Below are 15,750 nucleotides of genomic sequence, written 5' to 3' on the forward strand. Positions count from 1 at the left end.
ATGGTGGAGGCTAACGGGCTCGAACCGCTGACCCTCTGCTTGTAAGGCAGATGCTCTCCCAACTGAGCTAAGCCTCCTTGACTAGTGCCCACTTATAATAACATCTCTATACCTTTACGTCAACAGTTTTTTACATTTTTTTCATATTTTTTATCAGTTATAATATCATCTAATGGAATATCAAAATCTTCAGATTGATAATGCTCAATATATTGAAATGAATAAGCCAGTCCTATTGTTGGTGCATTAAAATCTTTAAGATATCGATCATAATAACCTCCACCATAGCCCAAACGATAACAATTTGCATCATAACCTACAAGTGGAACAATCATTAAATCAAGAAATTCTTTATTAATTTCTTGTTTATCTATCGGTTCATCAATACCATATTTATTTTTTATCATTTTATCTTGATATAAAGTAAAATACATTTCTTTACCGCGAACTATGGGAACATAAAATTCTTTTTGAGTTTTAAATTCTTCAATTAATTTCCAAGTATCTACTTCATGTTTATAAGATAAATAGATTCCTATTTTTTTACTTTTAATGAAACGTGGATCTTTTTTTAACTTTTCTATAATGAAATGAGATTGTTTTTGATAATCATCAAAAGCCAATCTCATTTGTATCAATTGTTTACGCAATTGTTTTTTATCCAATTCCATTTTCACCAAAGTCCATTTTAATCAATTGATTTAACTCAACAGCATATTCCATTGGTAATTCTCTTGAAAATGGTTCAATAAATCCCATAACAATCATTTCTGTCGCATCTTTTTTAGAAAGACCTCTAGACATTAAATAGAAAAGTTGTTCATCTGAAATTTTAGAAACAGTTGCTTCATGTTCAATTAAAGAATCATTATTTCTAGCATAGTTTGTTGGCACTGTATCACTTGTTGAAATTTGATCTAAGATTAATGTATCACATTCAACTTTACTTTTAGCGTTGATTGCCTTTGGATTATGTTGTACTAACCCACGATAGTTTGTTTTACCACCGTTTTTAGCAATTGACTTAGAAACAATACTACTTGAAGTATTTGGTGCTAAATGAATCATTTTAGCTCCAGAATCCATAATTTGATTTTCTCCAGCAACAGCAATTGTAATACAAGAACCTTTCGCTCCTTCTTCCATTAAAACACAAGTTGGATATTTCATTGTAACAGCAGAACCAATATTTCCATCGACCCATTCCATTTGTCCATTTTTATAAACCTTCGCTCTTTGTGTCACTAAGTTTAAGATATTATTAGACCAGTTTTGAATTGTTGTATAACGGCATTTAGCCCCTTCTAAAACAACAATTTCAACAACTCCTGTATGTAATGAATCTTTTGAATAATTTGGTGCTGTACATCCTTCTACATAATGAATATCAGAACCTTTATCAACAATAATCAATGTTCTTTCAAATTGTCCCATTTGTTCAGAATTGATTCTAAAATAAGATTGTAAAGGTTTTTCTAGTTTTACTCCTGGTGGTACATAAATAAATGATCCCCCAGACCAAACAGCTCCATTTAAAGCTGAAAACTTATTATCATTATAAGGAATAACTGTATCAAAATACTTTTTAAATAATTCTGGGTATTCTCTTAAACCACTGTCAATATCTAAGAAAATAACACCTTTTTCTTGAACTTCTTTCAACATATTATGATAAACCACTTCTGATTCATATTGAGTTGTTACCCCTGATAAATATTTTTGTTCTGCTTCAGGAATTCCTAGCTTATCAAAAGTATCTTTAATCGTTTCAGGGACTTCTTCCCATTTATTTGTTTGTTTATCAGAAGGTCTAATATAATACGTATACTCATCAAAATCTACTCTGCTTAAATCGACACCCCATGTAGGCATTGGCTTTTTCAAAAAACAATCAAGTGCTTTTAAACGATATTCCAACATCCATTCAGGTTCACCTTTAATAGCAGAGATTTCTCTAACGATATCTTCATTAATTCCTTTAGGTGTTTTAAAAACAGACACATCTTTATCAGGAATCATAGTTTCATCATTTTCCATGAGTTTCCTCCTTTTCACTTTCATCAATTAATTGTGTAATTCCTTTCCATCCAAGAGTTGCACATTTAATTCTATTGGCCTGTTTATGAGTGTTATAAAAAGCAATCGCTTCTTCTAATATTTCAGGATCATAATCTTTTTCAAAAATCATATTCATATAATTTTCAATAATAACCCTTGCTTCATCAATTGTTTTACCAATTAATAATTCTGTCATAATGGAAGTACTTGATGTACAAATCGCACACGCTTCTCCATCAAAGCGAATATCTTCAATCACTCCATTTTCTATTTTTGCTTGTATATCAATATCATCAATACAAGTTTCACTATCCATATTGACTTTTTTATAGCTATCGTCTTCAACTAATTCATGATTACGTGGATTTTCATAATGATCCATAATAATTTGACGAAGCATCATATTATCCAAAGAAGGCATCTAAAAAGTCATCCCCTTTCTTACATACTTCAATAAACTGATCTATTTCTTCTTTTGTATTGTAGAAATAGAATGAAGCTCTTAATGTTTGTGAAACATGTAAATATTCATCTAATATTTTTGCACAGTGTTGACCAGCACGAATGGCAATTCCATACGTATTAAATAAAGATGCTCCATCTTGAGAAAAAACATTTTTAATATTGAAAGCAATTGCTCCAACACCATTTTCATTGTAAATTTCAATGTTATCTAATTCTTTCATCTTTTCAACGGCATATTTTCTAAGCATTGCTTCATGTTCTTCAATATTTTTCATACCAATATTTTGTAAATATTCAATAGCACTACCAAGACCAATGACCCCTTCAATATTAGGTGTTCCCGTTTCAAATTTTGTTGGTGCATTTTTAAGCTTTACTAAACCACAGCTATTGTATCTTGCATTACTTCCTCCACCAAAACGTGTTGGTGTCATTTCTTCCAATAAATGATATTTTCCATATAATACACCTACTCCTGTAGGTCCACACATTTTATGTCCTGAAAAAGCAAAGAAATCAACATCTAAATCTTGAACATCAACAGCATGATGAGGTGCACTTTGAGCCCCATCAACACAAACAATAATATCGTGTTCATGAGCAAAATTACAAATTTCTTTAATTGGTGCTAAATATCCTAAAACATTTGTAATTTGCGCAAGTGAAATAATTTTTGTATGTTCAGTCACTGCTTTTCTGACATTTTCTAAAGTCACTTTTCCTTCTTCGTCCAGATCAATGTATTTAATGATAGCTCCTGTATGTTTAGCTACTTCAAACCAAGGAAGCGTATTGCTTGCATGTTCAGCAAGAGTAATCAATACTTCATCTCCTTCTTTTAAATGTGTCATCCCATAACCAAAAGCTACCATATTCAAACTATCTGAAGAACCATAAGTATAAACAACTTCCTCTGGTTTACAATGAATAAAATCAGCAACAATACTTCTTACATGTTCAAATTTTGTATCTACTTCATGTGACAAGTCATAATCTCCACGATGTGCATTTCCAGAATAATTTGTTAAATAATCACAAACACTATCAATCACACATTGAGGTTTTAAAGTTGTTGCCCCATTATCTAAATAAATAAGAGGTTTTCCATGCATCGTCTTTTTAAGCATTGGAAAATCATCTCTAATTTTTAAAACATCTAACATTATAGTCCCACCTTTTCTTTCAAAACATCTGAAAATCTTTCTTTTAAAGATTCTACACTGATAAATTCTAAAACAGGTAAGAAATAACCATAAGTGACTAGATGCATGGCATCTTGTTTAGAAAGACCTCTAGACATTAAATAATAAAGATGATCTTCATCAATCTTTCCAACACTTGCTCCATGGCTTGCTTTAACATCATATTCATCAATATATAAATACGGATTAGCTTGTGCTTTGCACCCTTCATCAAAAACAATAATTTTATTTGTTTGATGTGTATCTGATCCAGACATACCTTTATAAATACGTCCCACACCATCAATAATTAAACTTGCTTTTGATTTAACAATACCATAGTTATCCATATCACCATATGTATGTGGTGCTAAATGTTCTAAAGTCATTTCATAATGTTTATTTTCTTTTTCTTTGCTTAAAGAAGCTAAACGAAGTTTAGCACTTGCTTCCTCTTCAAGTAAACGATATTTTATTTTTGATAAAGTTGTATAATCTGTTAATTCTACATAAGCGCAAGACACTCTTGCATACTTATAAACATCAACATTTTCATCTAAATCAAGTTGAATATTTTGATGACTATTTTTTTCAACATATCTTAAAACTTCACTTGATTCATTGATTTTTATATTTTTTGTATAAGAACAAGACTTTGATGCTTCATACATTTCTACAAGATCTACATGTAAACGATCTTTAATTTCAATATTAAATTGATAAGTTCCTTCTTCTGTTGTCTTATAAATAATTTGTACTTTTGCATCTTCATTAATCATTAAAGTTTGATTTTGAATTTGAATATCTTGTTTAAAAGATGTTTCTTTGATTGTTCCATTTTCTAAAACAAGATAATTATCAATATCTACTAATCGACTCATTATTTAGCTTTAACCTTATTTCCGCAACTACCTAAAACAATAGGTTGTTTATCTTCTTCAGTTTCAAAATCAAAACCTAGTTCTTTAACCCAACGATAACCTTCTTTATCAATACGATCTATTAATTCTTGTCCTCCACTTAATACAATTTTTCCATCTACTAATATATGAACATGACTAGGTGGTACAAGTTCAAATAATCTTTCATAGTGTGAAACCATCACACAACCAAATGAATCTGATTTCATATCATTGATAGCCTCAGAAACAATTTTTAAAGCATCAACATCTAAACCAGAATCAATTTCATCCAATAATGCAAATTTTGGTTTTAATAATTTCATTTGCAAGATTTCATTTCTTTTCTTTTCTCCACCAGAGAAACCTTCATTTAAATAACGGTGTGCTAAATTTTCGTCCATTTTTAAATCAGCAATATTTTTATCTAATTCTTTAATAAATTTAAATAAAGATACTGGTTTTTCTTGATGAGCATTGAGCGCAGCTCTTAAAAAATCAGAAGTGACAACTCCTGGAATTTCTTGAGGATATTGCATTCCTAAAAAGATTCCTGCTTTCGATCTTTCATCGACTGACATTTCTAAAACATTTTGTCCATCCAAGTAAATACTTCCCTCTGTTACTTGGTATTTAGGATTTCCCATGATAGCTGATAGCAATGTTGATTTACCATTACCATTAGGTCCCATTAATGCATGTATTTCTCCTGTATTGATTGTTAAATCAATTCCTTTAAGTATTTCTTTATCATCAATACAAACATGTAAATTTTCTATTTTTAAAGTTGACATAAATCAAGCCCCTTTCTACCCACAACATTTTACTAAAATGTCAAAAAAAAAACAATCAATGTGATAATCTTTTGTATTAACAATTTATATTATATCCAAAATATGGTATATTATTTAAACAAAAGGAGTGATAATGTGAAATTTCTGAAATCTTTATTTCAAGTCATATCATCTAAAAAAATTACACAAACCCTGTTAAACTTACTTATTTTATTTTTGATCGTTCTTTTATTAGATATTACAAAAGAAGTATGGGGTGGCGCTTTTAGTATTTTTTGGAAGATTATAAAACCATTCTTTGTAGCATTTGCAATCGCTTATGTTTTAAATCCGCTTATTGAATGGGTACAAAAATATGTAAAAAATCGTGGATTATCTTTAATTATTGTTTATGTAGGAATCATTGCTTGTTTAATACTTATTTTATCACTAGCAATTCCTCTTGTAATTAATAGCGTAACAGACCTCTATCCTGCTTTTGAAGACGGTTTGATTTTTATTTCGCGCTTTGTACAAAGTCATTTAGGCTTCAATATTTCTGAAATAACAACTTATATTCAAACAGAAGCAGCGAAGCTTTTACAAGATATGACAGTTATTAATACAACGTTTGATGTTTTAAATTCTGTTATTGTAAAAATTGGAAACGGCTTGATTTATTCAATCCTTGCAATCTATATGTCTATAAAATTTGATAGTATAAGAATTGCAATTAATCATTTTGCAGGAAAATTTGATGAAAACTTACCTGTTTATTTAAAGGAAATCAATATTTCTTTAATTGAATATATTGAAGCTTTTGCTTTAAGTGCTCTTATTCAAGGTCTTACAACAGCTTTTGTCTATTTGGTTATTGGTCATCCAAACTGGATCTTACTTGGTATTTTCTCAGCTATCAGTTCGGTAATCCCTTATGTAGGTCCAATTGTTGCTAATTTACTTGGAATCGTCACTTCAATTACGATGGGGGCAACAAAACTTATTATTTTATTTGTACTGATTTTTATTCAATCAAATGTTGTTCCTTATGTCATTCAACCAAAAATATATTCATCAAAAATCGATTTATCGATTATGTGGGTATTATTTGGTATTTTAACTGGTTCAACTTTGTTTGGTGCATGGGGAATGATCATCGCAATGCCTATTCTTGTTACTATTAAAATCAGTTATCGTGTTTATCGTCAACATAATCCTCAACCTAAAAATGCTTAGCAATTTGCTAAGCATTTTTTTATAACATATTACAAATAATCACTAATAAAATAAAAAGTACTAAAACAAGCGTAAAAGAATTTTCACACTTCATATAAACCCCTCCCTTATATCCTTTTAGTATAAATTATGTAATAAATATGTTTGACCGTGTGTTTTTGCCCATAATATTGAAATAAGTGGGAAAAAATAGTATACTTTTTAAGTCTACAAGAAGGAGGAAAATTATGAAATTAAAAAAATGTGCTGCCTTATTACTTGTAAGTAGCTGCCTTTTGACTGGATGTACAACTTCATCAGCAAAAAAAGTTGATTCAAAATATGTTGTTGCATCTTTAGAAAAAGGAAATAAAACAAAAAATATCTTTGCTGATAATTTATATAAAGATATTATTGATAATTCAAGTAATAATTCAACAGTCTTTAATGCTGTATTACAAAATTTAGTTGATCAAAAATTCCCTGTCAACGATGATATGAAAGAAGATGCTGCTACAATTATTAAACAAATTAAATCAGCATATAAATCTAATTATGGTGATAATTATAAAGATTCATTAAATCAAGCTTTAACATCTGCAGGATATAAGAATTTATCTGAGTATCGTCAAAGAATGATCAAACAAATTCAATATGCTAATTTCTTATTAGATTATATTGATGATCATTTTGATGATGTCTTTAATGATTACTATCAACAATGTGCTCCAAAATATGTAAGTTTAATTAAAATTTCTGTATCTGATACAAGTTCACCTACAGATAATGAAACTTCTAAATTAAACGAAGTTAAAGAATTAATCAGTAATACGGATAAATCATTTGGAGATATTGCTCAAGATTACTCTGATGATTCTACTTCAAGTAAAAAAGGATCATTAGGTATCGTTGATAGTAAAGATACTTCTGGTATTGCAAATAGTTATGGTAAAGATGTCTTTAATGCTATTGAAGCATTAAGTGAAGGACAAGTTTCTGATGTTATTACTGGTGATGACGGATATTATTTTGTAAAAGTAACAAGTACTGATAAAAAAACTTTAAAGAAAGAATTAAAGAAAACTGATATTGATTCTCCTTTATTAGCTTATGATGATTATTTACAATATGTTGTCTATAATTCTTATAAAATCAATTATAAAGATAAAGACATTAAGAAAATCGTTCAAGAAGTTGTTAATAAAGCCTTAGAAGAAAGAAAAACAGAAAGAGGTGAAGCCTAATGAGTTCATTAAAAGATAAGCTTTACCAATATAGATTATTAGTTATTATCGTATGTATTTGTCTTATTGGTGGTTGTGGTTATGGTCTTTATAAAAGCTTTAACAAAAAAGATGATTCCTATGTAACCCATGTAAAAGATGGTGATTCAGCAGTTGTTAAAACAGGTGATGTAACAATTACTAAAGATGATCTTTATGAATATTTCTTAGATAATGATGGGTTAAATATGACTTTAAACAGTGCTATCAATTATGTAGCTGATCAAGAAATCACTGATGAAGACGCTATTAATTCTAAAGTTGAAGAATTAAAACAACAATACCTTCAATATGCTAGTACAAGTGATCTAGAAACTTACGCTAAAGATGCTGGCTATGAAAGTGAAGACGATTTTGTAAAACAAATTTTAGAACCTAATGCAAAAATTCAACTTCTTCAAGAAAAATATGTTGAAGATAATTTCAAAAGTTTAGTTAAAGAATATAAAGTAAAATATCTTAAATATTTTACAGTTGATACTGAATCACAAGCTTTAAAAATTATTAAAGATTGTACAAGCGAAGAATCTTTCACAAATTATTTTAATGAAAATAGTGGAACAGATGCTGGTTTAGTTACAAAAGAATCAAGTAGCGTTGATTCTAAAATCATTAAAAAATTAGATAAATTTACAAAAGATGGTATTTATGCAAAAGCAATTAAAACATCTGAATCTAAATATGCAATTGTTTGGGTTTATAATACAGATAAATCAAATTTAAAAGATGAAATTAAAGAAAGTTTAACTTCTATTTCTAATTTTTCTACAAAATGTGAAACTTCTTATTTAAGAAAGTATAACTTTGATGTTTATGAACCATCAATCAAAAAGAAAATAAAAAAATCTTCTAAAGATTATTTTGAATAAGGTCTCGACCTTATTCTTTTTTTGTTTTAAAATAGAGCTATGGAGGAAAAGAAAATGAGTAACTGTATTTTTTGTAAAATTATTAATAAAGAAATTCCTGGAAAAATCATTTATGAAGATGATGTATGTATTGCTTTTTTAGATTTATCACAAGCAACTTATGGACATACCCTTGTTATTCCTAAAAAACATTTTGAAAATATTCTTGAAGTTGACGCACAAACATTGGCTCATGTAATGCAAGTCACTCAAAAATTAGCTAAACAAATTGTTGAAAAACTAAACGCTAAGGGATTGAATATTTTAACAAATACAAATGAAGTGGCAGGTCAAACCGTTCATCATTTCCACGTTCATATTTTACCTCGATATGATGAAAAAGAACTTGTTATTGAATTTAATGATCATAGTCAAGATGTTGATTTAGATGAAGTTTATCAAAAAATCGTAAAATAAAAAGATGGTTTTCCATCTTTTTAGAATAAAGAAAGTTGTTCAAAGTCATGAATATCTTTCTTTTTTATTGGTGTTTTTTCTTCAAATTCTTGTAAATATTCAAATATTTCTAAGTAATTACACATCATTTGATATTCTTGGCATTTTTTAAAGAATAAATTCATTAAATCCCTATTATGTGGGCTATTAAGCGTATATTGATCATTATACGTCATTTGATACTTTTCTTTCATACCAGGGAATAAACGATCTAGTTGCTTATAATAATATTCTCTGCTTCCCTCTCTTAAAGTAACTCCCATACCAAAACAAATAATTCCTTTAACTCCTGCTTCATGACATTCTTCTAAAATCTTTAAAATATTTTCTTGGCTATCATTAATAAAAGGCAAGATTGGTGTTAACCAAACAATTGTGGGAATCCCATTTTTATGGAGTTCTTTTAATACTTCTATTCTTCTTTGAGTTGTACAGACACCTGGTTCTAACTTTTGACATAAATTTTCATCAAATGTTGTAAGCGTCATTTGAACAACACATTTTGTTTGTTGGTTAATTTTCTTTAAAAGTTCCAGGTCTCTTAAAATTAAGTCTGACTTCGTAATAAGTGTTACTCCAAAATGATATTGTTCAATAAGTTCTAAAGCTTTTTGTACATGCTTTAATTCTTTTTCTAAAGGCATATATGGATCACACATAGATCCCATTTGAATCATACATTTCTTTCTTTTATGTTTTAAACCATTTTCTAATAAAGATAGCGCATTTTCTTTAACTTCTATATCTTCAAAGTCATGTTCAAAATGATAACACTTGCTTCTTGAATCACAATAAATACAGCCATGTTGACATCCCCTATATAAATTCATTGTATTATCATTAGATAAAATTCCTTTTACTGTTTTATAATGCATATTATAACCCCCATTGCTTATTATTTTAACATAAATTAAAACAATAAGTTTGTCATATTTCAAAAAATACATCAAAAAATTGGATTTAAAAAACGATTTTGTATTTCAAAAATCGTTTATTTCTTCATTATTCTCTTAATTTTATAATAAAGTGTTTTCATATAAGGAATTTCAAACAAATAAGCTGGATGTTCCCAATAAATATACATAATCATTACAAAATAAACAAATACGCCTACAACAACAGATAAAATAAGAGGTAAAAAGACTCTATGAGTAAGTGTAAATAAACCATAATAAATACCTAAAACAATTGCTCCCATAACCAATGAAGCTAATAAAGGAATCACATAAGTTCTTTTTATTTCTTGTTTATAGCCTATTTTTTGACGTAAAGCTTTTTGATTTAAATAACATACTTGAAGCGCATATGTACAGTTACCAAACACTAAAACATAAACCCCTAAAGGTGTAATAAACAATAATAAAGCAATAATGATGATGTGACAGACAAGTGAAAATGCTGCATTTCTTAATGGAACATTCACTTCTCCTAAAGCTTGTAAGATCCCATTTGTAAGTGTTGATAAACCATAAAAGATAATCGCTGGAGATCCTAAAGCAAGTAATAATGTAGCTGTCATAATTGTCGCTTTTTGAGGAAATAAAACACCCATGATTGGATAAGATAATACTGCCATTCCTACTGCCGCTGGAATTAAAATCAACATTGTTACTGACAAACCAGATGTAATATGTGTTTTTGCTTCTTTAACATTTCCAAGTGCCCAAGCAGATGAAATAGAAGGAATAGAAGCTGTAGACATCGCTGAAGCTAGAGCAACTGGCACATTTTGTAAAACAATATATTTTCCTGCATAAACGCCATAATTTGAAATATAAGTAATTTTATCAATATGATGAAATGATTGAGCAAAATAGAAAATATACATATCGATCGTAGTGACTAAATTATATACACAAGTTGCTAGAATGATGGGTGCAATAATATGCATGATCATTCTAAAAATTTCTTGATACGAATCTACTCGTTCACTCGCTTCTTCATCTTTTTCTTCTACAAAAGTATTTTTCTTTTTTAAATACATAAAAATCATGTAGATCAAACCAACTAAAACACCAGCCCCTGTTCCAAGTGCAGAACCAGCAGCACCATATGATCCTACTTTTGTTGCATCTACACCAAGATATGGTTGAATAAAAATATAGGCAGCTAGCAATGCAACAACTGCATTAAAGATTTGTTCAATGATTTGTGAAACAGATGTATAAATCGTTGTCTTATGTGCTTGAAAATATCCTCTAAATACTCCTAATAATCCCGATAAAAAAATTGTTGGACATAGGACCCTTAGTGCAGGAACAGCATTAACATCCACAATGAATGGTGCCAAGATAAATAATAAAATTGCTGCACTTCCAGCAATGGCACAAACATAGATAAATACACATTTTAATATTCTTTTAACATTTTTATATTCTTTTAAAGCAATCTTCTCTGATATTAATTTAGAAATAGCTGTAGGAATACTATACGATGAAATAAGTAAAACTAACGCATAAATATTATAAGCTGTTGAATAATACCCATTTCCTTCGTCTAAAATCATCGCAGTTAAAGGACTACGATATAAAAGCCCAATGATTCTAACTAAAATTCCTGCAAGTGCTAAAATTGATGCTTGTTTAACAATTGAATTAGAACGACTCATAACGACCTCACTTTCCAAAATTCATTATAACAAATATTACCATAAAACAAAATAAGCAATCTTATGATTGCTTATCTTTTATTCATCAATACCTGTAATGATCCATTTGTCATTTTTCTTTTCTAAAGTAAATGTTGCTGTTAATTTTTCAGTAGGTGCGCTTTTATATGTATCTGTCATGCTTTGATAAAGAATAGGAGCAATACCATCATATACTTTAATTTGATATGCTGATAAACCTTCTTCTTTATAGACTTTAGCAAGTTCATCTTGATGTTCTTCTACATATTGTTGTGCAGTTGTGTTTAATTCACTTTGATCAAAAGATACTTGTGAGTAATCTTTTTGTTTTCCTGTCACTTTAACTGTTGTTTTATCCCCGTCTGCTTTGATATCTTTAATTTTGATATCTGTAAATAAATCTTTGAAAATAGCTTTTTTGAATTTATTTGTTTCATCAACAAAAACTTTACCATATTCTTCTTCAGTATATTGGCTTAATTCTTTTTCCATTTTTTCAAGATCCATTCCTGATAAAACATCTTCACTCGCTACCTTTTTAAGTTTTGTAATGTCGCATTCCTTTACATAATCAAAAAAGTTTGTTACAACTTCTTTTTGTTCATCTGTTGATGAAGAAGCACCGCATCCAGCAACAAATACAAGTGCAAATACGCACATTAACTTCATTAACTTTTTCATACTATTCTTATCCCTCCATAGGATAATTATATCATAAAAAAAGAATGAGGACATCCCCATTCTTATAATTCTTCTCCGTTTGTTTCAATAACATGTTTATACCAATCAAATGATTTCTTTTTACTTCTAGAAAAATCACCTTCATGATTATTATTATAGTTAACATAGATAAATCCATAACGTTTATCATATTCACCAGTTGAAGCTGAAACGATATCAATTGGAGACCACATTGTATATCCAAGTAAATCAACACCATCATATTCAACAGCATCTTTCATTGCTTGGATATGTTCTTTTAAGTAATCGATACGGTATTGATCATCAACTGTACCATCTGCTTCTTTTTTATCGTAAGCACCAAATCCATTTTCAACAATCATCATTGGAAGTTCAAAACGGTCATTGAACCAGTTTAGACACCAACGTAATCCAAGTGGGTCAATTTGCCATCCCCAATCTGATGCTTTTAAGTATGTATTTCTTACGAAATCTTCAGGTACATAATCAAATGTTTTTTCATTACGTCCTTGATATTTTGTCGCAAATGACATGTAATATGAGAATCCAATATAATCCACTTTACCTTCAGCTAAGATTTTCTTATCTTCTTCAGTAATGAAATCATATCCTTTTCTTTCAAATTTCTTTAAGATATGACGAGGATAATGACCTCTAGCATGTACTTCTACATACCAATATTTTTGATGCATTGCACCTAAAGCATTCATCACATCTTCTGGTTTTGGTGAAGCTGGATAAACACCATTCATACCAATCATACATCCTACTTGTAAATCAGGATTGATTTCATGTGCAGCTTTTACAGCTAACGCTGAAGCTACTAATTCATGATGTGCTGATAAATACATTAAGTATTCTGCATCGTCACCTTCTTGAAGTAAAACAGCACCTTCTTGAATTAAGTTATGTTGTGTCACATCAGCTTGGTTATTGATTTCATTGAAAGTCATCCAATATTTAACTTTATGTTGATATCTTTCAAAACATACTTTTGCAAATTTAACGAACATATCGATGGCTTGACGATTTCTAAATCCACCATATTCTTTAGCTAATGCCCAAGGTAATTCAAAGTGTGATAATGTAATAACTGGTTCAATACCATATTTATGACATTCATCAAATAAATCATCATAGAATTTTAAACCTTCTTCATTTGGTTCTTTTTCATCTCCTCTAGGGAAAATACGAGTCCATGCAATAGAAGTTCTAAATGCTTTAAATCCCATTTCTGCAAACAAAGCAACATCTTCTTTATAATGATGATAAAAATCAACACCTACATGGTTAGGATAATCTTCACCTTCAATAACACCATCTGTTAAACGTCTTGGTGCACCTGTAACGTTATCTCCTGCTGTTTCTACATCACTACAGCTAATTCCTTTTCCACCTTCTTGCCAGGCACCTTCACATTGATGGGCAGCAACTGCTCCACCCCATAAAAAGTCTTCTCTAAATCCCATTCTATTTCCTCCTTAAAATACACATTTATCATACCATTTTTTAGTACCATTTGCATTAGTATAATAAAAATTGGTAAAGAAATCTTTACCAATTAGACATATCTGCATATTTGCTCAACGTTTTCTCCTTGATTAAATCTTTTACATAATTCATGTGTACATTTATGATATTTATCAAATGTATGCTGACAATTTTTAACATGACTATAAACTTTCCAATAACCAACACTTAAATATTCTTTCCCTTCAATAAAACCTAAAACATCTGTCATAGGATATCCTAAAAACAAACCGATTTCATGAGGAAAATCATAATCATTGAGGCGTTTTTGTAAATCTAGGATAAGAGTATCTAAAGATGTACAATTATAATTATATTTTTTAAAGATATTTTGGATTTGTTTACATGCACATAATTTATTTAACTTTTCTTTTTGATAAACATAAATCATAGAACGCCCTTTTATTTTAAGTACTTTTAAATAAATATCTTTTTTATTTAAAAGTTCATTATAATATTGGATACATTCTTCTAAATCATCAAGATCATTTAAATTATAAATACATGCAACTTTAAGTTTTGTAAGTGTTGGTGAAGCATAAAAGATTAATCTTCTTTCAAATTCGTGAGCAGACAATGGCATAATTAAGCAATCACTTTTTTGATAGCTTCGATATCTTCGTCACTACCATCATTTTCTACTTTATATAAGCATGGTACATTATATTGTTCAGCAATGACATCTCCTGCTTTACAATAAGCTTCTCCATATCCAGTATCACCACTTACAACAACACCTTTTAGATGTTCACTTTGACTTTGTAAGAATTCATCTACTTCGTAAGGAACATCTCCGAAACCATCAGTATAAGTAAATAAGATATAATCTTCTTCTACGGTTTCACTTCCATCTTCAATTTTTAAAGCATCTTCAATTCCTAATTTAGAAATAATACTTTCAACATTACCTGTTCTTGATGCATATACGACTTTCATTTTTTTCCTCCTTTAGTTAGCTACAACTAACTCACGATATTATGTTAGCATAAGCTAACTTAACTGTCAAATATTTTCATTTATAGTTTATCTTATCTAATAAAATATATACAAAAAGCTATAAAGAATTTCTTGATTGACAAGAATAGATTCTTTATAGCTCATCTTTTAATTCATTAAATTTAAAACATCTTCTTCACTATTAATATTAAAGATATTTAATGTAAGTTCATTCAATTTTTCTAGCGATGTTTCTGTGAGTTGTTTTTCTAAAGGACTTGATAAAGTTCCTAGTTTCACTTTAAGCAGTTCTTTTAAAGTACTTTGTTTTTCTTCTTATCTACCTTTTTCAATTCCAATACTTTCTCCCTCGTTTCTCATTCTTTGAAATAATTGATCCATTGCTACACACATATTGATTTCATCTCCTCCTAGTAAGTCTTCTTCTTTAATGTCTGTATGCGTAAAGATGGCTGCTATCTTAAAACTCTCTACACAGATCATTCGATTTTTTCTTAATCCTTCTTAGTCTCCTTTAAGCATACTTTGACTGATCTCTACTACTTCTTTTAATCGCTGACTTTTAAGTATTCTAGTATCTCTTTTTTTATATTGATGTAAGGAATTTTCTTGATTTAATTGTATTATATGTTTAATGATAATTTGTCTCATATTTGTTTCATTTCTATTATTATTTTATCTTTTTTTCCTTCTT

General features: G+C 29.1%; 18 protein-coding genes, 1 tRNA gene and 1 pseudogene. 4 read left to right on the plus strand and 16 right to left on the minus strand.

Annotated features, from left to right (window positions below):
* Position 1: 1 nt before the first annotated feature.
* From OCV55_RS03575 to sufC, 7 genes are all read right to left on the minus strand, one after another.
* Positions 2–77, minus strand: a tRNA-Val gene (locus tag OCV55_RS03575).
* Positions 78–119: 42 nt separating this feature from the next.
* Positions 120–665, minus strand: a complete 546-nt coding sequence (locus OCV55_RS03580; protein ID WP_147579822.1) for a 5-formyltetrahydrofolate cyclo-ligase — start codon at positions 663–665, stop codon at positions 120–122.
* Positions 658–2,037 (minus strand): Fe-S cluster assembly protein SufB, encoded by a 1,380-nt coding sequence (gene sufB, locus OCV55_RS03585; protein WP_022002250.1) that lies wholly within the window; start codon positions 2,035–2,037, stop codon positions 658–660. Before sufB ends, OCV55_RS03580 begins: the two co-directional genes overlap by 8 nt.
* The gene (gene sufU, locus OCV55_RS03590; protein WP_147579823.1) at positions 2,027–2,479 is read right to left on the minus strand and encodes a Fe-S cluster assembly sulfur transfer protein SufU; all 453 of its coding nucleotides are present in this window, start codon (positions 2,477–2,479) and stop codon (positions 2,027–2,029) included. The genes sufB and sufU overlap by 11 nt, the downstream gene beginning before the upstream one ends.
* Positions 2,463–3,686, minus strand: coding sequence for an aminotransferase class V-fold PLP-dependent enzyme (locus tag OCV55_RS03595; RefSeq protein ID WP_147579824.1), 1,224 nt, complete (start codon positions 3,684–3,686; stop codon positions 2,463–2,465). Before OCV55_RS03595 ends, sufU begins: the two co-directional genes overlap by 17 nt.
* Positions 3,686–4,585, minus strand: a complete 900-nt coding sequence (locus tag OCV55_RS03600; protein WP_032091423.1) for a SufB/SufD family protein — start codon at positions 4,583–4,585, stop codon at positions 3,686–3,688. The genes OCV55_RS03595 and OCV55_RS03600 overlap by 1 nt, the downstream gene beginning before the upstream one ends.
* A complete protein-coding gene (sufC, locus tag OCV55_RS03605) occupies positions 4,585–5,397 on the minus strand; it encodes a Fe-S cluster assembly ATPase SufC (protein WP_119363162.1) in 813 nt (270 codons plus the stop codon). Before sufC ends, OCV55_RS03600 begins: the two co-directional genes overlap by 1 nt.
* Before the next feature lie 135 nt (positions 5,398–5,532).
* On the opposite strand from sufC, the gene OCV55_RS03610 reads away from it, so the two are divergent.
* Entirely contained in the window at positions 5,533–6,612 is a 1,080-nt protein-coding gene (locus tag OCV55_RS03610; protein WP_032091425.1) for an AI-2E family transporter, read from the plus strand.
* Positions 6,613–6,631: 19 nt separating this feature from the next.
* Here OCV55_RS03610 and OCV55_RS14055 read toward each other — a convergent pair whose 3' ends face one another.
* On the minus strand, positions 6,632–6,706 hold the full coding sequence (locus OCV55_RS14055) for a YjcZ family sporulation protein (protein ID WP_081919121.1): 75 nt from the start codon (positions 6,704–6,706) through the stop codon (positions 6,632–6,634).
* 133 nt (positions 6,707–6,839) lie between these two features.
* Here OCV55_RS14055 and OCV55_RS03615 point away from each other — a divergent pair, with 133 nt between their 5' ends.
* From OCV55_RS03615 to OCV55_RS03625, 3 genes are read left to right on the plus strand one after another with little or no spacing between them, the layout of a single operon-like run.
* Positions 6,840–7,835, plus strand: a complete 996-nt coding sequence (locus OCV55_RS03615; protein ID WP_147579825.1) for a peptidylprolyl isomerase — start codon at positions 6,840–6,842, stop codon at positions 7,833–7,835.
* Positions 7,835–8,743 (plus strand): peptidylprolyl isomerase PrsA family protein, encoded by a 909-nt coding sequence (locus OCV55_RS03620; protein ID WP_119363160.1) that lies wholly within the window; start codon positions 7,835–7,837, stop codon positions 8,741–8,743. The genes OCV55_RS03615 and OCV55_RS03620 overlap by 1 nt, the downstream gene beginning before the upstream one ends.
* 54 nt (positions 8,744–8,797) lie before the next feature.
* The gene (locus OCV55_RS03625; protein ID WP_107030616.1) at positions 8,798–9,199 is read left to right on the plus strand and encodes an HIT family protein; all 402 of its coding nucleotides are present in this window, start codon (positions 8,798–8,800) and stop codon (positions 9,197–9,199) included.
* 20 nt (positions 9,200–9,219) lie between these two features.
* On the opposite strand, the gene OCV55_RS03630 is transcribed toward OCV55_RS03625, so the two are convergent.
* The 8 genes and pseudogenes from OCV55_RS03630 to OCV55_RS03665 all read right to left on the minus strand — a co-directional run bounded on the left by OCV55_RS03630 (position 9,220) and on the right by OCV55_RS03665 (position 15,539).
* Positions 9,220–10,113, minus strand: a complete 894-nt coding sequence (locus OCV55_RS03630) for an SPL family radical SAM protein (RefSeq protein WP_032091428.1) — start codon at positions 10,111–10,113, stop codon at positions 9,220–9,222.
* A 116-nt stretch (positions 10,114–10,229) separates the two neighbouring features.
* Complete coding sequence (locus OCV55_RS03635) at positions 10,230–11,846, minus strand: putative polysaccharide biosynthesis protein (RefSeq protein ID WP_147579826.1); 1,617 nt, start codon at positions 11,844–11,846, stop codon at positions 10,230–10,232.
* Between the two features lie 78 nt (positions 11,847–11,924).
* Entirely contained in the window at positions 11,925–12,548 is a 624-nt protein-coding gene (locus tag OCV55_RS03640) for a hypothetical protein (RefSeq protein WP_032091430.1), read from the minus strand.
* 62 nt (positions 12,549–12,610) lie between these two features.
* Positions 12,611–14,038, minus strand: a complete 1,428-nt coding sequence (locus OCV55_RS03645; RefSeq protein ID WP_032091431.1) for a 6-phospho-beta-glucosidase — start codon at positions 14,036–14,038, stop codon at positions 12,611–12,613.
* A gap of 92 nt (positions 14,039–14,130) precedes the next feature.
* Positions 14,131–14,682 (minus strand): DUF3793 family protein, encoded by a 552-nt coding sequence (locus OCV55_RS03650; RefSeq protein ID WP_147579827.1) that lies wholly within the window; start codon positions 14,680–14,682, stop codon positions 14,131–14,133.
* Positions 14,683–14,684: 2 nt separating this feature from the next.
* Entirely contained in the window at positions 14,685–15,035 is a 351-nt protein-coding gene (nrdI, locus tag OCV55_RS03655; protein WP_032091433.1) for a class Ib ribonucleoside-diphosphate reductase assembly flavoprotein NrdI, read from the minus strand.
* A gap of 168 nt (positions 15,036–15,203) precedes the next feature.
* Positions 15,204–15,359: pseudogene (locus tag OCV55_RS03660) on the minus strand (hypothetical protein); the annotation flags it as partial.
* Positions 15,360–15,371: 12 nt separating this feature from the next.
* Complete coding sequence (locus OCV55_RS03665) at positions 15,372–15,539, minus strand: hypothetical protein (RefSeq protein ID WP_267309801.1); 168 nt, start codon at positions 15,537–15,539, stop codon at positions 15,372–15,374.
* Between the last annotated feature and the right edge of the window lie 211 nt (positions 15,540–15,750).

Source organism: [Clostridium] ammoniilyticum (assembly GCF_025566905.1).
Classification (GTDB): Bacteria; Bacillota_I; Bacilli_A; order Erysipelotrichales; family Coprobacillaceae; genus Faecalibacillus; species Faecalibacillus intestinalis.